The sequence below is a fragment of the Pseudomonas sp. W15Feb9B genome, from assembly GCF_000828175.1.
GTDB classification, from domain to species: Bacteria; Pseudomonadota; Gammaproteobacteria; order Pseudomonadales; family Pseudomonadaceae; genus Aquipseudomonas; species Aquipseudomonas parakoreensis.
Window position 1 is genome coordinate 1 of record NZ_JTKF01000020.1, and the last position, 19,549, is coordinate 19,549.

Annotated in this window: 19 protein-coding genes; 11 read left to right on the plus strand and 8 right to left on the minus strand. The window is 61.7% G+C overall.

Annotated elements, in window-relative coordinates:
• Positions 1–285: 285 nt before the first annotated feature.
• Complete coding sequence (locus OC71_RS11465; RefSeq protein ID WP_041068735.1) at positions 286–1,671, minus strand: type VI secretion system Vgr family protein; 1,386 nt, start codon at positions 1,669–1,671, stop codon at positions 286–288.
• A 221-nt stretch (positions 1,672–1,892) separates the two neighbouring features.
• Here OC71_RS11465 and OC71_RS11470 point away from each other — a divergent pair, with 221 nt between their 5' ends.
• Positions 1,893–2,597: a YebC/PmpR family DNA-binding transcriptional regulator gene (locus tag OC71_RS11470; RefSeq protein WP_027614601.1), complete on the plus strand. Its 705-nt coding sequence runs from the start codon at positions 1,893–1,895 to the stop codon at positions 2,595–2,597.
• Positions 2,598–2,721: 124 nt separating this feature from the next.
• Here the strand turns inward: OC71_RS11470 and OC71_RS11475 are convergent, their stop codons facing one another.
• Both OC71_RS11475 and zapE read right to left on the minus strand, forming a co-directional pair.
• Entirely contained in the window at positions 2,722–4,035 is a 1,314-nt protein-coding gene (locus OC71_RS11475; protein WP_041068736.1) for a leucine-rich repeat-containing protein kinase family protein, read from the minus strand.
• A gap of 213 nt (positions 4,036–4,248) precedes the next feature.
• Entirely contained in the window at positions 4,249–5,370 is a 1,122-nt protein-coding gene (gene zapE / locus OC71_RS11485; protein WP_041068742.1) for a cell division protein ZapE, read from the minus strand.
• A 305-nt stretch (positions 5,371–5,675) separates the two neighbouring features.
• Between zapE and OC71_RS11490 the strand changes: the two genes are divergently transcribed.
• The 7 genes from OC71_RS11490 (at position 5,676) to OC71_RS11520 (ending at position 12,272) form a co-directional block, all read left to right on the plus strand.
• Positions 5,676–6,179, plus strand: a complete 504-nt coding sequence (locus OC71_RS11490; protein ID WP_041068795.1) for a spore coat U domain-containing protein — start codon at positions 5,676–5,678, stop codon at positions 6,177–6,179.
• Between the two features lie 105 nt (positions 6,180–6,284).
• On the plus strand, positions 6,285–6,818 hold the full coding sequence (locus tag OC71_RS11495; protein WP_041068745.1) for a spore coat U domain-containing protein: 534 nt from the start codon (positions 6,285–6,287) through the stop codon (positions 6,816–6,818).
• 19 nt (positions 6,819–6,837) lie between these two features.
• On the plus strand, positions 6,838–7,374 hold the full coding sequence (locus OC71_RS11500) for a spore coat U domain-containing protein (RefSeq protein WP_007961145.1): 537 nt from the start codon (positions 6,838–6,840) through the stop codon (positions 7,372–7,374).
• 4 nt (positions 7,375–7,378) lie between these two features.
• Positions 7,379–7,879 (plus strand): spore coat U domain-containing protein, encoded by a 501-nt coding sequence (locus tag OC71_RS11505; protein WP_041068749.1) that lies wholly within the window; start codon positions 7,379–7,381, stop codon positions 7,877–7,879.
• A gap of 34 nt (positions 7,880–7,913) precedes the next feature.
• Positions 7,914–8,702 carry a molecular chaperone gene (locus tag OC71_RS11510; protein ID WP_041068752.1) on the plus strand — a complete coding sequence of 263 codons (789 nt, stop codon included), beginning with the start codon at positions 7,914–7,916 and terminating at the stop codon, positions 8,700–8,702.
• A gap of 244 nt (positions 8,703–8,946) precedes the next feature.
• Positions 8,947–11,304 (plus strand): fimbria/pilus outer membrane usher protein, encoded by a 2,358-nt coding sequence (locus tag OC71_RS11515; protein WP_041068754.1) that lies wholly within the window; start codon positions 8,947–8,949, stop codon positions 11,302–11,304.
• Positions 11,301–12,272, plus strand: a complete 972-nt coding sequence (locus tag OC71_RS11520; RefSeq protein ID WP_041068757.1) for a spore coat U domain-containing protein — start codon at positions 11,301–11,303, stop codon at positions 12,270–12,272. Before OC71_RS11515 ends, OC71_RS11520 begins: the two co-directional genes overlap by 4 nt.
• Positions 12,273–12,375: 103 nt before the next feature.
• On the opposite strand, the gene OC71_RS11525 is transcribed toward OC71_RS11520, so the two are convergent.
• Positions 12,376–13,131, minus strand: coding sequence for an anti-sigma factor (locus tag OC71_RS11525; RefSeq protein ID WP_041068759.1), 756 nt, complete (start codon positions 13,129–13,131; stop codon positions 12,376–12,378).
• Positions 13,128–13,634, minus strand: coding sequence for an RNA polymerase sigma factor (locus OC71_RS11530; RefSeq protein ID WP_041068762.1), 507 nt, complete (start codon positions 13,632–13,634; stop codon positions 13,128–13,130). Before OC71_RS11530 ends, OC71_RS11525 begins: the two co-directional genes overlap by 4 nt.
• Before the next feature lie 157 nt (positions 13,635–13,791).
• Between OC71_RS11530 and OC71_RS11535 the strand changes: the two genes are divergently transcribed.
• Together OC71_RS11535 and OC71_RS11540 are read left to right on the plus strand one after the other, a co-directional pair.
• Positions 13,792–14,886 carry a catalase family peroxidase gene (locus OC71_RS11535; RefSeq protein ID WP_041068765.1) on the plus strand — a complete coding sequence of 365 codons (1,095 nt, stop codon included), beginning with the start codon at positions 13,792–13,794 and terminating at the stop codon, positions 14,884–14,886.
• Positions 14,883–15,428: a cytochrome b gene (locus tag OC71_RS11540; RefSeq protein ID WP_041068768.1), complete on the plus strand. Its 546-nt coding sequence runs from the start codon at positions 14,883–14,885 to the stop codon at positions 15,426–15,428. Before OC71_RS11535 ends, OC71_RS11540 begins: the two co-directional genes overlap by 4 nt.
• Here the strand turns inward: OC71_RS11540 and OC71_RS11545 are convergent.
• From OC71_RS11545 to OC71_RS11555, 3 genes are all read right to left on the minus strand, one after another.
• Positions 15,425–16,624 (minus strand): MFS transporter, encoded by a 1,200-nt coding sequence (locus OC71_RS11545; protein ID WP_041068771.1) that lies wholly within the window; start codon positions 16,622–16,624, stop codon positions 15,425–15,427. The genes OC71_RS11540 and OC71_RS11545 overlap by 4 nt on opposite strands.
• Positions 16,625–16,773: 149 nt before the next feature.
• Positions 16,774–17,925, minus strand: coding sequence for a M14-type cytosolic carboxypeptidase (locus OC71_RS11550; protein ID WP_041068774.1), 1,152 nt, complete (start codon positions 17,923–17,925; stop codon positions 16,774–16,776).
• Positions 17,926–18,407: 482 nt separating this feature from the next.
• Positions 18,408–18,746: a DUF6124 family protein gene (locus tag OC71_RS11555; RefSeq protein WP_003223691.1), complete on the minus strand. Its 339-nt coding sequence runs from the start codon at positions 18,744–18,746 to the stop codon at positions 18,408–18,410.
• A gap of 131 nt (positions 18,747–18,877) precedes the next feature.
• Between OC71_RS11555 and OC71_RS11560 the strand changes: the two genes are divergently transcribed.
• A complete protein-coding gene (locus OC71_RS11560; protein ID WP_041068777.1) occupies positions 18,878–19,537 on the plus strand; it encodes a LexA family transcriptional regulator in 660 nt (219 codons plus the stop codon).
• Positions 19,538–19,549 lie beyond the last annotated feature (12 nt).

The window sequence follows — 19,549 nt, forward strand, 5'->3', positions numbered from 1 at the left end:
TGCTCGCGAAGACGGCCTGACAGCCGACCAATTTCCAACTGAACACACCCGATCCACCTGTGGGAGCTGGCTTGCCAGCGATGGCGGCCTGACAGCCGACTAGTCTCCAGCTGCCAACACCCATTCCCACTGTGGGAGCGAGCTTGCTCGCGAAGACGGCCTGACAGCCGACCAGTCTCCCACTGCCCACACCCAATCCACCTGTGGGAGCTGGCTTGCCAGCGATGGCGGCCTGACGGCCAACCACTTTCCGGCAGCTGTTCTCAATTCCAATGTCTGCGATGCTTACGGATCGGCCCCGTGGAGCAGCCAGTCGAGCAACAGGCTGTCGTCGCGCGGTGGTGGCGTGTCGTTCGGTGGCGCCGGGCGTGGATGGGCGAGGCAGAGGATCGGTCGATCCGGGTCGCTGTCGAGGAAGCTCACCCACACCTCACTGCCGGCGCGGGGCAGTTGGTGGATGGCGAGCCGGCCGGCGCCGGTCATCGCGATCGGCAACCACAGGCACGCAGGCTCAGGTGTCTGCGTCGGCCAGAGGCTGACGCCGATGCGCCCGCGATCATCCAGTGGCGCTGGCTGGCCAGGCGATCCCAGCACTCGTGCCAGGTGATAGCCACCGATGTTCGGGCGCGGCTGCGCCAGGGGCGGGCGAAAGTCGCTCGACCAGGGCAGGGCGCTGAAGTCGTTTCGGTAATCATGCACTTCGGTTGTCGGATCAAGGATCGAAGGGTGCCGGCCTTGATGGTGCAGTTCGGTGATCAGCCATTGCTCGTTGAACGCATTGATCGGGTGTTCGCTGATCTGCAGCAGATGCCCGCTGCGCAACGCGCTGCAATCGCCGGATCCGCGAATCGTGCGCGACTGGCAGCGCTGGCGCTGCAGATGACGCCGGCTGCGTTGTTCGGTGTGACGCTGGTCGCTCGACAGCTTGAGCGGTGTGGGCGCAGGCACGGGGTGGTTGGCCGCGTCTGCGCTGATGACTGCCTGGCCCCGATTGCGAATGCCGGGCGCGGCCATGACTGGTGTCGCGTCATGGCGCTGTAACAGCGTGCTGATGCGCGGTGAGGGCGTGTCGTCGGTCACGGCAAACGGCACTGCCAGCGGTTCCTGCGGCAGGCTCAGGTTGTCGTCGGCAAATACCACCACATGCCCGTCCGGGCGATGTTCGAAGTGATAGTGAATGCCTTCCTCCTCACACAGACGGTGAAGGAAGGCCAGGTCGCTTTCCTCGTATTGCAGGCAAAATTCCCGTGGTGGGTAAGGGCCGACGCTCATTTCGATCCGGTAACTGTCGGCTGGCAGCTCATGCTCTTCGAGCAGTTGGGCAAGGATCGCCGGCACGCTCGCTTGCACGAAGACCCGACGCTGTGGCGACTGCGCCAGACGTTGCAGGTGCGGCACCAGCGTCAATCGGTAGCCAATGCGGTGGCTGGCGCGATGCTCACAACTGACACTGTGGATCAGGCCGTGAATGCCGTGAGCGTCGCCCAGGCGCAGGAACGCCGGTTGTCGCAGCAGGCTGCCCGGCGCCAAGGCCGGGGCCAGGGCGATCACTTCAATCTCGAAAAAAAACGGCTGATTGAGTGCTTCCTTGCCACTGAAACACAGGACCGGCAGGCACAGTGGGCCGTCGGTCAGGGTCAGGGTGAACGGGCTTTGCTGGTCATTGAGCATTCATACGGGCTCTGTGGGGCAATACGGACGGCAGAGGGTACGAAAACGCGAGCATTAATGGTCGTGGCTGGTGGGCTTTTCAGAATCGCCCTACAAGTCGCGGTGAAGATGTCGATTCAACAATGAATTTTTTTGGTCGATTGCCGACTTTAGGCCGTATAAACTTGGCGCCACGCGTCGGCCAATAGATGTCTCGGCGCCACAGATCAAGAGAGTGAGTAATGGGCGCACAGTGGAAGGTTAAACACAAAGAAGCGGCAGCCAACGCCAAGGGCAAGATCTTCGGCAAACTGGTGAAAGAGATCACCATCGCTGCCCGCAACGGTGCCGATACCGCCACCAACGCACACCTGCGTCTGGTGGTCGAACAGGCCAAGAAAGCCTCGATGCCCAAGGAAACCCTGGACCGCGCCATCAAGAAAGGCGCTGGCTTGCTGGGCGAAACCGTGCAATACCACCGTGTGACGTACGAAGGTTTCGCGCCGCACCAGGTTCCGTTGATCGTCGAGTGTGTGACCGACAACATCAACCGCACCGTCGCGGAAATCCGCGTGGCGTTCCGCAAGGGCCAACTGGGTGCATCCGGTTCGGTGGCCTGGGACTTCAACCACGTCGGCATGATCGAAGCCTCGCCGGACACCCCGGACGCTGACCCGGAAATGGCCGCGATCGAGGCCGGTGCCCAGGACTTTGAGCCGGGTGAAGAGGGCGCGACCCTGTTCCTGACCGATCCGACCGACCTTGATGCCGTCCAGAAAGCCCTGCCTGAGCAAGGTTTCACGGTGTTGTCGGCGAAACTCGGCTATCAGCCGAAGAACCCGGTCAGCGGCCTGAGTGCCGAGCAGATGGCTGAAGTTGAAGCGTTCCTGGAAGGCCTCGACAACCACGATGACGTGCAGGACATGTTTGTCGGCCTGGCGGGCTGATTTGTTACAGAGATAAGCTGTGGCGAGGGAGCTTGCTCCCGCTCGGCTGCGCAGCAGTCGTTGTTTTTGGGACGGCTTTGCCGTCCAGCGGGAGCAAGCTCCCTCGCCACAGGAATTGTGTCAGTCACAGCTTTTCCAGCACCTCAATCACTTCGCCAAACCCCGGCCGCGCCAGCACATCCGGCTGACAGCAACGCTGTTCCAGCGCTTGCAGCACTTCGCGCCGCTCGGCACTCAGCCCTGAGTCGATGCGCGCCAGCAATTCCCCCAGCAGAACCCCGAACGCCCGTACTTCGATGCGTTGCAGCGCCCGGGTTTCCAGATTGTCAGTGGTGGCATGGAACGATGCCGCGCCAAAATCCCCCAGCAAGCAATCGCCCTGATCGTTCAACAGAATGTTGTGGCCGTAGAGGTCGCCGTGGGTGATGCCCTGTTGATGCAAGTGTTCGGCCGCCGATGCGATCCCTTGGGCAATGTTCAGTGCCACCTCGGCACTGAAGCGGCAGTCCTCGGCATACACATCCCGCGAGCAACTCGCCAGGCTCGGCAATGCCGCGAGATTGCGAAAGCTCGGGTCGATCAGTTGCATCACCAACCCGTGTTGCCCGTCAGGATGACCGTGAATACGGCCTTCCACGCGGATCAGGTTCGGGTGCAGGCCGGCGGTGATGCAGGCGTTCATCTCATGCAGCGGCGAACCGTCGCTGGTCATCTCGCCTTTGTACAGCTTCACCGCGACCGGCACCGACGAGTCTGCGCTACGTTGCCACTGTGCCCGGGAAATCACCCCGGAAGCGCCTTCGCCCAAACGCTGTTGCAGACGCAGTGTCGACCAGTCGATCAGCGGCGTGGCCTCCAGCGCGGCGGCGTCGGCTTCGGTTTCCAGCGGATTGCCGGCATATGCCAGCCAGGTCAGGCTCGGCAGGGTCAGCAGCCACTGCGGCAGTTCACGCAACTGGTTGGCCGCGATGCGGATCAGCTCCAAACGGTGGCACTGGCTCATCGACGCCGGCAGCGCTTGCAGGCGATTGCCGGCCAGCAGCAGTTTTTGCAGGTACGGGCGCTCGCCCAGCTCGCTGGGCAGGGTGTCGATGCAGTTGTCGGTCAGGATCAACCAGCGCAGCAGCGGCGGCAATGCAGCGCCCGGCACGTGGCGGATGCGGTTGGCCTTGAAGCCGATCATCGTCAGCGCTGCACACTGGCCGACGCACTCCGGCACCTCGGTGAAGTGGTTGTCCGAGCAGAACAGAATGCGCATGCGGGTCAGCCGATGCAGGTCGTCCGGCAGGCTGCTCAAGGCATTGCCGCTGAGGTTGAGCACCTCCAACGTATCGGCCAGATCGAAAATTTCCCGGGGGAACTCGGTCAGGCCGCAGGACAGGTCCAGCCGGGTAATGCCCGACAACTCGCCGGCGCGCAATTGAGCAAGGGTGTGCATGTGCAGGTTCACTATCAAATGAAGAAGCGCCGGGCGCTCGGAATGGGCGACATGATAACGGCAAAGCCGGGATTTGCACTGAAGAACACTCTGATCCTCTGTGGGAGCGAGCTTGCTCGCGAAGGCGTCCTGTCAGTCAGTGATTTGTCACTGACACTCCGCTTTCGCGAGCAAGCTCGCTCCCACAGTGGTAATCGGTGATGATCAATGGGATCAGTGGATTTCCTGCAGCTGCCCCAGACGGCTGCGGGTGCGGGCCAGATCGATGGCGTTGCCGCTCAGGGTCTCGCGCAGCGGCAAGCGGCTGAGCAGGGTCAGGTGTTTGTCCTGGTCGTAGAGCACGTCGATCAGGTTGATGAAGCGCTGTTGCGCGGCGATCGAGCGTTCGTCCAGTTCCGGCAGGTCGTCGATGATCCACTGGTCGAAACGCCGGCACAGTTCCAGGTAATCCATCACCGCCGTCGGTTGCTCGCACAAATCGTTGAAGCTGAAAGCCACCCGGCGACCCTCGCACAGGCGCGCCTGAATGTGGCGGCTGCCCACCGGCAGAGCCATGGCTGGCGCACCCTCGGGCGGCAGATTCAGCGCCTGGCGCTGGGTCGCTGCGGCCGGCCACACATAATGACCTTGAGTGAAGACCTGGTGCGCATGATTGCTCGCCTGACTGCGGTAATCGTGGGGGCCGCCGACCTCCATCACGTGCATGCGTGCGTTGATCAAGTCGATCACCGGTTTGAAACGCGCGTGATAGAGCGGGTTAGGCAGCAAGCCCTCCGGCGGATAATTGGAGGTCACCAGCAACACAATGCCGCGCTGAAACAAGGCCTTGAACAGCCGGGTAATGAGCATGGCATCGCCGATGTCATGCACATGAAATTCGTCGAAACACAGCACCCGGCAGTCGTGTAACAGTTCATCGAGGGTGACGCCGAGGGCATCGTTCTGTTCGCGATGCTCGAACATGCCCTGATGCAATCGGGCGAAGAATTCATGGAAATGCACGCGGTGTTTCTGCGCGGTGGGCAGGGCCTGAAAAAAGCCTTCGAGCAGCCAGCTCTTGCCGCGTCCGACCGCACCATGCAGGTACAGACTCGGCGGCGTTTGCGGCCTGGCACCGAACAACAGGCTGGCCTGTTGTGCCATGCAATCGATCACCCGCTGCTGGCTGTGGCTGAGGGTGTAACCCTGGCTGTGAGCCTTGAGCCGGAAGTATTCCTGGATCGAGCGGGCAGTGGCGTCATGCCCGGCACTGGCTGGCCGGCCCTTGGCGAACCAGCGGCGCAGCGCCGACCAGCGTTGGGTCAGTGGCGATCGTTTGGGCGCTCGAGAGGGCACAGTGCAGTCACTCCGTAGTCATCAGGCCGGCGCCCGGGAGCGCGGCGCCGTAGTGTAACCAGAGGCGGCGTCAGGCTTCCATCGCGGCTCGTCGACTGTGGGCGATCACTGAACAGATTTGTGCGGGACGTACAGCTATTTTCAGCGATGTAATTCGCCGTGTTGCCAAACTTTCGAAACATATCCCGGCAGATCCATGGATCCAATCGACTGGCGGATTCGTCGTCCGTTGCTACCCTGAAACACAGTAACGTCATCCAGGATGTTCCCTCACAAGGAATGGGACAGTGATTGTACGTGTGGTGATGGGCCTGCTCGGGGTGCTTGGGGCCTCGGTGCATGCGGCGGATCTTCAGGTCGAAGTTCGCGTTGACGTGCAGCGTGGTTGCCAGTTGATCGGCCAGCAGCGCGAGGCAGGTATTGAACAGCTGGGCGTGCTGGAATTCGGCAGTGCTGCGCGTCTCGATGATCCGGCCGGGCCACTGGGTGCGGCGCTGACCAATCAGCGTCTGCCGCGCCTGGAGTGCAACCCCGACACGCCGTATCAACTGCGGGTCGACGGTGGCCTGCATGGCGGAGTTGGTGAGGTTCGCTACATGGCGGGGGCGGCGGGGAGCCAGCCGATTCCATATCGGCTGTATCAGGACGCGGCGCGCCGGGTGCCGCTGGTGGTGAACGTGCCAGTCAGCGGCCGGGTGCCGGACACCGGCACGGTGGAGTTGCCGCTTTACGCGCGGATCGAGCGTCTGGCGCAGGTGCCGCAGGTCAGCCGCTATTCGGATCTGGTGAAAGTCACCGTGACCTGGTGAGTGCAGGATTTCAGGCAATTCGCTGGAGGCGGGTCGCGCAGGGAAGGGGCGTTCAATACTGAGCGCGGGAGACGCAAGCATCCTGAAGGAGTAGGGACGGACGCAATGACAGGCAAGCACTGGATGGTCATCGCCACGGGTACGCTGCTGTTGCTCGCTGACGACGCACAGGCGGCGATCAGCGGGCAGATCAACGCGCGACTGATCCTGATCGCCGGATGCGAAGTCACCAACAGCGCCACCCCGGCGATCCCGGTGAGCAATCTGGGCACCCTTGATTTCGGTCAGCAGGGGCCGACCTGGACTTCGCCCATCAAGGCCAGTCTCGACGGCGATAGCAGCGGCAAGCTGAATGTCGCCTGCAATCCCTCGGTCACCGGTTTCACGGTCACCATCGACGGCGGCACCCACGGCGACGGTACCACCCGCCGCCTGAGCAACGGACGCCAGACCCTGCCTTATCAACTGTTCCTGGATGCCTCCGGCAGCCAACGCTACAGCATCGGCCAACAACACAATTTCGCTGTCACCAGCGGTGCGCAGATACCGATTCCGGTCTTTGGCACGGTGGTGGCGAATACCCGCGCGGTACCGGCAGGTGTCTATACCGACACGCTGACGGTGACGCTCGACTGGTAACCCGTAGAGGACGGACACCATGCGCACGTTTGCATCAAGGATAGGTTTGTCGTTGCTCGGCCTGACGCTGGTTTCCAGTGCCCACGCCGCCACCACGGTCACCGGCCAGATCACCGCCAGCCTGACCCTGATCAGCAGTTGTCAGGTCAATGGCGCCGGCGGCTCCACCGGGCTGAACTTCGGTGCGCTGAACTTCGGCACTGCCAACAGCCTGTTTACCACCGCCAGCGGGCAAGTGTTGGGCGGTGGTGGCGGGGCGCTGTCGATTCTTTGCTCGAGCGGCACCACGCCGGTGGTCAAGGTGCGCGCCGGCGCCCACGACGGTCAATCGCCGGGCGGTGCACGTGCGTTGTACGACGGTGTCGCCAACTACGTGCCGTACGATTTCTATACCGATGCCGGGCATTCGCAGCTGCTGCCGATTGACGGCACGATCAACCTGGCGACCAGCACCGGCGTGGCACAGACGGTGAACATCTACGGTCAGGCGGTGGGCAAGGCCGGTTTGCCGGCGGGCACGTACACCGACACCGTCGCTGTCGAACTGACGTTCTGATGCCATGCGCCGCCAGGGCTGTGCCGCGCTGCTCCTGCTCTGTGCGGGCAGTGTGCCGCTGCCGCTGGGGGCCGCCACCAGTCAGAGCTTTCAGGTCAGCGCCACCATCACCCCGGGGTGCCTGGTGGTGGGCGGTGTCTCTAATTACGGTGGGCTGAATTTCGGTACCAGTTCGGCTCTGGGTACCGGCACGGTGCAAGTGGCGCTGACCGGTGGCGTGCAGTTGCAATGCACACCGGGCGTGACGCTGAACATGAGCGTCGATGGCGGCCAGTACAACAGCAGTGGTCGGCATATGCAGCTCAACAGCGGCAGTGCGCGGGTGGCGTACGCGCTGTTTCGCGATGCGGCTTACAGCCAGAGCCTGGGCATCAGTCAGAGCGTGGCGGTGGCTTACAGCGATGCGAACAACATCAGCCTGCCGATTTATGGGCAGGTGCAGTTGCCGGGCAATCAGCCTGGGGGGACGTACAGCGACGTGTTGCAGGTGCAACTGTCGTGGTGAGGCGACGTTTGAATGGCCGACAAGGAGCAGGTTCATGGGGGCAGTGACTTCACGGCATTCGGTTGCGCAGCGCGTGATGCTGGCGCTGATGATGCTTGGGGCTGGCAATGCGCAGGCCGCCAGTTCGGTGCTGATCTGGCCGATCGATCCGGTGCTGGAGGCCGATCAACAGGCCAGTGCGTTGTGGCTGGAGAACCGCGGCACGGAAACCGCCAACCTGCAGATCCGAGTGTTCGGCTGGAGCCAGAGCGGCTTTGAAGAGCAATACCAGAACCAGCGCGACGTGATCGGCAGCCCGCCGGTGGCGAAGATCGAACCGGGCCAGAAACAACTGGTGCGCCTGACCCGAACCAAGGATGTGCCGCCGGGACAGGAACTGGCTTACCGGATCATCATCGACGAAATCCCTGGCGCTCAGCCACCGGCTGCCGAGGGCGGCAAAACGGCGGCGGCGATTCGCTTCCAGATGCGTTATTCGGTGCCGTTGTTTGCCTACGGCGCGGGGCTGTGGAGCAAGGAGGACAGCACGCGGCCGCGCGATCCCAAAGGCGTGGGGCTGCCGCAATTGAGCTGGCGCACGGTGGCGGTGGATGGCCGACCGTATGTCGAAGTGCGCAATCAGGGCGCGGTGCATGCGCGGCTGACCGACGTGGCGATCAAACAAGGCGGGCAAAGCAAGCCGTTGGCCGAGGGCCTGTTGGGTTACGTGCTGCCGGGGGCGGTGATGCGCTGGCCGGCACCGGGCCCCTTGGCGAGCGAGTCGGCGCTGCAGGTGCGGGTCAATGGCGGGGCGCAGGTGCAGAGCATTGCGCCGGAGCGCTGAAAAAGGAGCCATGCCGAGTGGACTTTAGTGGCGAGGGAGTTTGCTCCCGCGGGGTTGCGAAGCAGCCCCAAGCCGTGTCAGGTAGTCCGCTCAAACAGTTCTGACGACGGCTGCGCCGCCGAGCGGGAGCAAGCTCCCTCGCCACAATGATTACATCGTGTCGTCAAAATTCCAGAGAAAGATAACTGGCTTTGGCAAGAGTGGTATCAGGAGGATCGAGTCCATTGACGGACGTAAAGCGTGTATGAGCTCAGGATGGGCTCGTCGTATTCAGCGTCCGTTGTGGCTGATGACTGGCGCGTGGTGCCTGATGGTCGTGCAACCCACCGGGGCCGGCGAATTGCCGCCGCCTCCCAGCGGCATGGAGGCCGTCAGTGATGCACAGTTGTTTCTGGAGTTGGTGGTCAATCAGATGAACACCGGGCGGGTGGTGGCGGTACAGCAGCGTGGCGGGCATCTGTTTCTGCCGGCCAGCGCATTACGCGAAACCGGGATGAAACTGCCTGACGGTAGTGCTGACGAAGTCGATCTTGACGGCCTGCCGGGACTGCACAGCGAGTACGACAGTGTCGGTCAGCGCCTGCTACTGGATGTTCCGCCGCAGTGGCTGCCGGACCAGTTCATCGGCAATCGCGAGAACTATCCGCGCACTCCGGCGCTGAGCAGCTTCGGTGCGCTGTTCAATTATGACCTGTACCTCAACGACACCGACGACGCCGGCACCTATCTGGCGGCCTGGAACGAGCTGCGGCTGTTCGATAGCTGGGGCACGTTGTCCAACACCGGGCAGTACCGGCGCACCTTGTCTGGGGATTCGGTCAGTACGCTGGACAACGGTTACCTGCGCTACGACACCACCTGGCGTTACTCCGATGACGAGCGAATGCTCACCTACGAGGGCGGGGACGTGATCAGCGGCGCCTTGCCGTGGAGCAATTCGGTGCGTCTGGGCGGTGTGCAGTTCTCACGGGATTTTGCCGTGCGTCCGGATCTGGTGACCTATCCGTTGCCGCAGTTTGCCGGTGAGGCCGCGGTGCCGTCGTCGGTGGATCTGTTCATCAACGGCTACAAGTCGAGCAGCACCGACCTGCAACCGGGGCCGTATACCCTGACCAATATTCCCTTCATCAACGGCGCCGGGGAGGCGGTGGTGGTGACCACCGATGCGCTGGGGCGGCAGGTATCGACCACGGTGCCGTTCTATGTCACCAGCAGTCTGCTGCAAAAAGGCCTGAGTGATTTTTCGGTGGCGGCCGGTACGTTGCGCCGCGATTACGGATTGAAGGACTTCAGCTATGGCCCAGGCGTGACTTCCGGCAGCCTGCGCTACGGTGTCAGCGACAGCTTCACCGTGGAAAGCCACGCCGAAGCGGCTGACTCGCTGACCCTCGGCGGCATCGGCGGCAACCTGCGTCTGGGCAATTTCGGCGTGCTCAACAGCGCCATCAGTCAGAGCCGTTTCGAAGGCGAGGGGGGTAACCAGTTCAGCCTCGGTTATCAGTACAGCAGCCAGCGCTACAGTTTTTCCTGGCAACGCTTGCAACGCCGCGACCAATACGCCGACCTGAGTGTGATCGACACGCCTTACATCAGCCTCAGCCGGCGCAGCGAGCAGGCGACCCTGAGTGTCAACCTCGACCGTTGGGGCAGCCTCGGTGCCGGCTATTTCGACGTGCGCGCGGCGGACGATTCGCGCACGCGCCTGCTCAACCTGAGCTGGAGCAAGCCGTTGTGGCGCAACAGCAGTTTCTACCTTTCGGCCAACCGCGAGATCGGTGACAGCCACTGGGCAGTGCAGGCGCAACTGGTGATCCCGTTCGATCTGCGCGGCAGTCTGGCGATCAGCAGCGAGCGCAGCAAGACCGGGCAGAGTCAGCAGCGGGTCAATTACAGTCGTTCGGTGCCGACCGAGGGCGGGGTCGGTTTCAATCTGGGCTACGCCGAGGGTGATGGCCCCGATTATCGTCAGGCCGACCTGACCTGGCGTCTGCAATCGGTGCAATTGCAGGCCGGGGTCTACGGCACTTCAGACGCCGAAACCCGTTGGGCTGATGCCAGTGGCTCGCTGGTGTGGATGGATCGCCAGGTATTCGCGGCCAATCGTATCGACGATGCATTTGTGGTGGTCAGTACCGATGGCTTTGCCGACATTCCAGTGCGTTACGAAAACCAACAGGTCGGTCAAACCGACAAGAACGGCCATCTGCTGGTGCCTTGGAGCAGCGCCTATTACCGTGGCAAATATGAAATCGATCCGCTGAACCTGCCGGCCAACGTGCGCAGCCCCAACGTCGAGCAGCGCATCGCCGTGCGCCGGGGCAGCGGTTATTTGCTGGAGTTTCCACTGAGTCGGGTGATCGCTGCGAGTATCGTGCTGGTGGACGCGCAGCAACGTGAACTGCCGTTGGGCGCGGGCGTGTTGCACGAGCAAAGCGGGGCGCGCACGGTGGTTGGCTGGGATGGCCTGGTCTACCTGGAAAACCTGCAGGCACAGAACTCGTTGTTGGTGACGCTGGCGGACGGCAAGACCTGCAAGTCGCAGTTCAATGTGGATATGCAACAAAGCCAGGTGCCGCTGATCGGCCCGTTGGTGTGTCAATGAGCGCGGCGCGGATTTGCCTGTGTCTGGCGCTGCTGCTGCCTGGGGCGGCACAGGCCTTGTGTTCGGTGGTCAGTACCACTGCGGCGGCGTTCGGTTCGATCAGTTCGATTGCCGTGCGCACCACGACGCAGCCCAGTTCCACGCTCAACGCCGGGTTGAGTTGTACGGGTTCGCTGCTGACCCTGCTGACCAGCAATGATCACTTTTACGCCACCATCACCTCGACCCAGAGCGGCTTGCTCGGGCCGACCGGCGATGTCATCGGCTACACGATCTACGCCAACAACAGCACCAGCTACCCGCTGACCCGTGGCACCGCCTTCGACTTCGCCCGCAATGGCATCATCGACGCTTTGGGGCTGCTCAACGGCACCACCCCGAAAACCGTGCCGCTGTACCTGAGTACGACCATTGGCAGCAACGTTGCCGCCGGGGTCTACACAGAAAACCTGAGTATTTTCTGGAACTGGAATTACTGCTCCGGGATCGGTGCCGGCAGTATTTGCCTGGGGCGCGACATCAACAGCGGTACGGCGACGTTGACAGTGAACCTGACCGTGTCCAACGACTGCACGATTACCGCGCCAAACATTGCCTTTGGCAGCGCGCCGGTGATCAGCGCCTTTATGCCGGTGACCGGGCAGACGATCAATCTGGCCTGCACCAAGGGCAGCGCCTACACCGTCGGTTTGAGCGATGGGCAGAACCCGGTCAGTGTCGGCGGTCGGCGGCGGATGATTTCCGGGAGCAATTATCTGGCCTACGACATCTTCAAAAGCGCCGGGACTACTCGTTGGGGCAGTGTCGGCAGTGCGCGCCGGTCGAGCACTGACGCCGAGGTCAATCCAGGAAATGGTCTGGGCACCGGGAGCCAGATCTTCAATTACAACGCGAAAATCTACACCGACCAGACCACGCCGCCGGCGGGGACTTACCTGGACAATGTGGTGCTGGACGTGGGTTTCTGACCCAACACAGTCCCCTGTAGGAGCTGCGGCACGCTGCGATCTTTTGATTTTTAGCATCAAGGTCAAAAGATCGCAGCGTGCCGCAGCTCCTACAGTGGGGCTTTCAGAATTGCATTGATTGCTTCAACTGCTGCGCCGCCGGCGAGTCTGTCGGGCTGACCATCGCATAGTTGTACCCGCCGCCGGACCAGTAATCGGCCTGCAGATCGCCGTCGCTGCGGCTGCCGCGTGGCAGAAAGGTGTTTTTCGGCCCCGGTGGCCGCACGTAGAAACTGACCTTGTGACCGCTGCGATCCTCATACATCACCATCGCCGCCGGACCTTCGTCGGTGCTGAGCAGACGGCCGCTGACCGGTTCGAAGCCGGCGGATTTCAGATCCGGCAGACGACTGGCCTGAGTGAAATACCGGTCGAGCCAATGCTGCATGTCGCCGTCACTGTCGACTTTATAGTCCGCCGGCAATATTCCCTGCTGTGCAATCAGTCGATAGGCCTGCAAGGCATCGGTCATTGGCAGCACAGAGGCGCGCGCGAGGGTCATTTCCCGCGCCTGCCAGCCACTGAAACCACCGAGGCCGACCGCGATCAGCAAAACTGCCGCGCTGGCCAGATGACGCCGTGATTGACGCTTGAGACGCTGGCGAATCTGCGCCGGATCCAACTGCGGATTCGTCGGTTGTTGCAACGCACCGCCCAGCGCAGCGCGCAATTGTTGGGCATCCTGCTGCCAGGCGCGAACCTGTGCGGCGGTGTCCGGATGATTGGCCAGCCAGGCGTCGAGGACGCGCCGATCGGCCTCGCTGAGTTGGTGGTCGACGTACGCGTGCAGGTCGCGTTCGCTGGGGGGCATGCTGATCATTTGAGTATCCGCAAGGAAGGGCTGCTGATTTCGCCGTCGCTGAGCTGGCGCAAGGCCTGACGAGCGCGGGACAGACGCGACATCACCGTGCCGCTGGGGACGTTAAGGATTTGCGCGACTTCCTTGTAGCTCAAGCCTTCCACCGAAACCATCAACAGCAGGGCTCGCTGTTCAGCAGGCAGGTGATCGAAGGCTTGCAGGGTCGATTGGGCGATCACCGTGCGCTCGGTCGAGGGCTCGGCGTCATCGCGACCGGTGAATAATTCGAGCATCCGCGCATAACGACGGGAGCGCCGATGGGCGTCGAGAAACTGCCGATAGAGGATTGCGAACAGCCATGCACGCACGTCACCCACGGCGCGTTTGCCGCTCCAGCCGGACAAGGCCCGTTCAAGGCTGGCCTGCACCAGATCGTCGGCGCTGCTGCTGTTGCGGGTCAGTGACACGGCAAAGCGGCGCAATCTGGGAATGATTTCTCTCAACTGTTCGTCGATTTCGCTCATTAGTTTCTGCCAGTCACTACGCTGTGGACTAGAGAGACGTCCGCCGTTCGAGGTTATTCCACGTTCGGAAAAATAAATACCGGGCCATGGAATAAATCCCGCTGGGGTGCGTCTTGCTGATTCTTCCTACTTGTGGCCGATGGCCCTGGAGTTATTCATGGTTGATCGCACTTCACCGCCGGGCAGGCCGTCGCGCCCACCCTTGAGTGCCGCGAGCACAGTGTTGCGTCTGACGGCGATTGCCGTGGTGGTTGCCGCTGTCGCCGGGGCGTTTGCCTACGTCCACGGTAACCTTGACCCACAACGTCTGACGCCCAAGGCGCTGGTCGATGTGCTGGAGAAAAACAACGGCGTGCATCCCGGTTTCCGTCGCAACCACGCCAAAGGCGTATGCGTGATCGGGCATTTCGAGAGCAGCGGCGAGGCGCGGGCGTTTTCTGCCGCGCAGGTGTTCAACGAGGCGCGGACTCCGGTGGTCGGGCGCTTCGCATTGCCGGCGGGCAATCCCTACGCCCCGGACAGCAGCGTGCCGATCCGCAGTCTGGCGCTGCGTTTCAGCCAGGCCAACGGCCAGCAATGGCGCACCGGGATGAACAGCATGCCGGTGTTCCCGGTCGGCACGCCTGAGGCGTTCTATCAATTGCAGCAGGCGCAGTCGCCGGATCCGGTCACGGGCAAACCGGACCCGTCGAAGGTGCCGGCATTCTTCGCCGCGCACCCGGAAGCCGTGCCGTTCCTGACGTGGGTGAAGACCGCCAAACCGTCGGCCAGCTATGCCACCGAAACCTACAACAGCGTGAATGCGTTCTATCTGGTCAGCGCCAGTGGGCAGAAGCAGGCGGTGCGCTGGAGCGTCACGCCACTGGCGCGCGATGCCGCCGGAGCAACAGCGCCGGAGGGCGCGGATTTTCTGGAAAAGGATTTGGTGCAGCGACTGGCCGAAGGGCCGTTGCGCTGGCAGTTGAACATCACCTTGGCCAACCCCGGTGACCCGGTGAACGATGCAAGCAAAACCTGGCCCGACGGCCGCAAGGTGATCAACGCCGGCACGCTGGTACTGGAGAAGACCCAGCCGCAGCTCAGCGGTGAATGCCGCGACATCAATTACGATCCGCTGGTGCTGCCCGCCGGTATCGAAGGCTCCGACGACCCGTTGCTCGCTGCGCGTTCCGCCGGTTACGCCGATTCCTACCTGCGACGTACCAGTGAAGTCAGCCAACTGCCCGCCGCCAGACAGGAGGCTCGCCCATGAGCACGCAACCGACTCATTTCGCGCTGTTGGCGCGGCTCCTGCACTGGCTGATGGCGGTCATGATCATTGCCATGTTGTTCATTGGCGCCGGCATGGTCACTTCGGTTTCACAGCGGCATGAATGGCTGATTCACCTGCATAAACCGCTGGGGATTGCGATTCTGCTGCTGGTGGTCGTGCGCCTGTTGGTGCGCTTTTCCACTCGACAGCCACCGCTGCCAGCGGATCTGCCGGGTTGGCAAGTGATGGCGGCCAAGGCGTCGCATGTGTTGTTGTACGCGTTGATGCTGGTGCTACCGGTGCTCGGTTGGGCGATGATCAGTGCGTCGGGGGAGCCGGTGATGCTCAGTAGTACCTTGCAGTTGCCGTCGATCCTGCCGGCCGATGCGCAGGTGTTTGCCATGTTGCGCAAGGCGCACGGTTATCTGGCGTACCTGTTGTTTCTGACCGTGCTGTTACACCTGGCGGCGGCGCTGTTCCACGGTTGGGTGCGCCGCGACGAGGTGCTCGACAGCATGTTGCATGGTCGCGAGCGCGATTAACCGGCCTGTGCGGCGCACCGCTGCGGTGCGCCACTTTTCAGGGTCAGCCACCAATAGCCCAGCGCCAGCGCATTGATAACGGCGCCAAGCAGGCACACGCCGCTCCAGCCGGCCCACGCGTATGTCGCCGTGGAAAGGATTGAACCCACGGCGCTGCCAATCGAGTAGAACAGCATGTAGCCAGCCGTGAGGCGGCTTTGCGCTTCGGGGCGCACGCTGTAGATCATGCTCTGGCTGGTGACGTGTACGGCCTGCAGGCCCAGATCGAGAGTGATCACCCCCAGCAACAGCGCCCACAACGAGGATTGGGTGAGGGCGATCGGCAGCCACGAGGCGAGCATCAGCAGCAGCGACACACCACTGACCCATTGGCCCAGACCGCGATCGGCGAGATGCCCGGCGCGCGCGGCGGCGAGTGCACCGGCGGCGCCGGCCAGTCCGAACAGGCCGATTTCGCTGTGGGACAACGACAGCGGCGGGGCGGCCAGCGGCAGTACCATCGGCGTCCACAGGACCATGGCGCTGGCGAAGGTCAGCAACGCGAGAATTGCCCGTTGGCGCAGCACCGGCTCTTGCCGGAACAGGCTGAACACCGAAGCGATCAGCGCGCCGTAACGGCTCGCGGGCTGCGCGACTTCATCCTTGGGCAATACGCGCAACAGCAGCAGCGCCATGAGCAGCGTCAGACCCGCAGACAGCAGATAGATCGCGCGCCAACCCGCCAGATCAGCAATGGCCCCGGCAATCGTGCGAGCAAGCAGAATACCGACGACGATGCCGCTGGTGACCACGCCGACCACGCGACCGCGTTGCGCCGGGATGGCCAATGTCGCGGCGTAGGCCACCAGCACTTGCGTCACCACCGCGAGCAAACCGGTCAACGACATGCCGAGCAGCAGCCACAGACTGTTGGGTGCCAGCGCAATCATCAGCAGGGCGACTGCCGAGAGCAGGGTCTGGGTGACGATCAGTCGGCGTCGGTTGAGCAGATCGCCGAGGGGCACCAGCAATACCAGACCGATGCCGTAACCGATCTGCGTCAAGGTCATGACGATACCGATGCTTGCCGGTGACATGGCGAATGCGTCGGCCATGGCGTCCAGTAGCGGCTGCGCGTAATACACGTTGCCCACGGCCAGACCGCAGGCAATGGCGAACAGCAGCACCACGCTGCTTTTGAGCGGTTGAGGTTGCATGCCCTGATTCCTTTTTGGGTTTCAAATTAAAACCAGAATCAAAGTAAGCATTCTGGTTTTAATTTGCAACCTTGTCGGTCATGGCATTTGATCGCGCAAAAAAAAGATCGCAGACAATGCTGCGATCTTCGGGTGGAGCGGGGGAGGAATCAGCGCAGGGTGTCGACCATGTCGGCGATGGTGGTCAGCACGTCTTTGCCCAACTGTTTCGAGCGTTTGCCCGACCAGCCCGTTTCTTTGTTCGGATGATCGTCGTGATCCTTGAACGGCATTTCCAGGGTCAGCGACAGGCAGTCGTATTTCTGACCGACCGCGTTGCAGGCCAGCGTCATGTTGGCCTGGCCCGGTTCGTCGCGGGTGTAGCCGAACTGGGTCTGGAAGTCCTTGGTGGTGTGCTTGAGGTGCGTGCGGAAATGCTCTTCGAGCTTCTCGATGCGCGGCGTGTAACCCGGATTGCCTTCACAACCGGCGGTGAACACGTGGGGGATTTCCTCGTCACCGTGTACGTCCAGGAACAGATCGACGCCATACTTTTCCATCTGTTGTTGTACGAAAAGTACCTCGGGGCTGACGTCCTGACTGGCGCTCTGCCAGGCGCGGTTCAAGTCCTGGCCCATGGCGTTGGTGCGCAGGTGACCGTGGAAGGCGCCGTCCGGGTTCGTGTTCGGCACCAGATACAAATCGGCGCTGGCCAGCAGTCTGTTCAGCACCGGATCGTCGTGGCGTTCCAGGCGCTCGATCACGCCTTCCATGAACCATTCGGCCATGTGCTCGCCCGGGTGCTGTTGCGCGATGATCCAGATTTTGCGCTGGCTCTCGGCACCGCTGCCCTTGCGCAGTAACTGAATGTCACGCCCTTCGACGCTCTTGCCGGTGGCCAGCAGTTCGGTGCCGGCCTTGGTCAGCGCCTGCTCGATCAACCAGTCATGACGACCGCGGCTGTAGGGTTCGAAGTAGGCGAACCAGGCGTGGGTTTGCTCGGCTTCAAGGCAAAAGCGCAGGCTGTCACCTTCGAAACTGGTGGGAATGCGGAACCAGTTGACGTGGTCGTAGGAAGCGACAGCCTGATAGCCGGTCCAGGCCTTGTTGTAGGAGGATTGGCTGGCGTTGACCAGGCGAAACCAGTGCTCTTGATGAACATGCAGGCCGCTGGCTTTGAAGTGGAACCACTGAAAATGCGCGCTGCGGGTATCCGGGCGGATGGCCAGAACCGGGTTGAGCGGATTGGAGATGTCGATGACTTGGATGTTGCCGCTGTCGAAGTTGGCGCTGATGTCGAACGAAGATTTGGCCACGGTCATAATCGATTCCTGAATATGATTTTTATGGCGGCTACTTTACACGCAAGGCTGAGGTGAAACCGAGGGAAATTGCGGCTTGCGGTAGGGGGGCGTCTTCCGTGACGCGCAAGCAGCTTAGAGACTGTGCGATTGATTCTCAAGTGCTAATTGTCATTGGTTTGCCCCAATCTGGCCGGGCCAAGCTTGCCAAGCGATATTCTTTTGATATTATCCGCGCCATCGAATTTGCAGTACCCACAGACTTCATTAGCCTGAAGCCATAAGCCCGAAAAACGGGCAAAAAAAGACCCGGCAAAAAGCCGGGTCAAAAACCGTGATTAGCCTGATGAGGAGATAGTCCAGAAGACCGACCTGAGGTCTCTGGTCCATCGACTGATCTCACGACCAGCTGCTTGCAATAATAATCATTATCATTTGCAAGTCAAGCGTTTTTATCTGCGCGATTGGAAAATTCTTTCCTGTCCGCTCACTTCCCGTGTTCGTCAGAGCTGCTCGCCATCAATCGAATGGTCGACCATCGCTCGCGCCATATCCACCATATGCACCACCGAAAAGGCCAGGTCACGGCTTGCGCCCTGCAGGTTTTCGGCTGCCTTGAAGGCGGTGGCCGCTGCGCAACGCAACAGATCCGACGCATGCACCAGCGCCTCCTCGCCGCTGAGATGGCGTTTCACATCAAAAAAACGCTCATCGACCTCGGGTTCTGACACAGCTGGTTTCAAGTAATAGTCCAGCGCTCGCTGCGCTGCCGCGTTGCCTTGAGGGGAGGTAAACGTGGTGTCCATTTGCAGATCGGGCAAGTCTTTGCTGCTGATATTCATGGTGAAGGGTCACTCCTTGTTCGATTGGAAGTCCGTGCTTTCAGGATAGTACGATGCGTAGTTGTGACCAGAATTTAAATACTACAATATGTGTTTTGCCGGCCGAAGGCGGGGCAAGTAAGGTGCCGCACATGGATAAATGGATTGAGTTGGTCAAGGCCAAGATGAGTGAACTCAAAATCACTCAAACAGAGCTCGGAGAGCGCGTCGGCATGTCCCAGGGCGGCATCGGCCATTGGCTGAACAAACGTCGCGAACCGGGCATCACCCAAATGAACCGCGTGTTGCAGGCGCTGGGCATGGACTTCCTCGAAGTGGTGCTGGTGATCCGTGAACCGCAGGAAGCGGCGGATGACGAAATGCCATTGGCACAGAAGTACAACCCGTACTTCCGCTACCCGGTCAGTGACTGGTCCACCTCGTGCGAAATCCGCGAGAGTGCAGCCACAACCTATGCTCCGATGCAGGACAAGCAGCGCTTCGAACTGACGGATTATCACGCCCGTGGTGCGGCGTTCTGGCTGACGGTGGCGGGGGATTCCATGACCGCACCGACCGGCCAGAGCATTGCCGAAGGCATGCTGATTCTGGTTGACCCTGAGGTGGAAGCGCTGCCAGGCAAACTGGTGATCGCCCAGTGGCAAGGCTGCGATGAAGCGATCTTTCGCAAGCTGGACGAAGAGGGCGGCCAGCGTTATCTGGTACCGCTCAATCCGACCTGGCCCAAAGCCTTGTTCACCGATGAGTGTCGAATCATTGGCGTAGTGGTTCAGGCCACAGCGCGTTTCTAGTCAGATCGATCC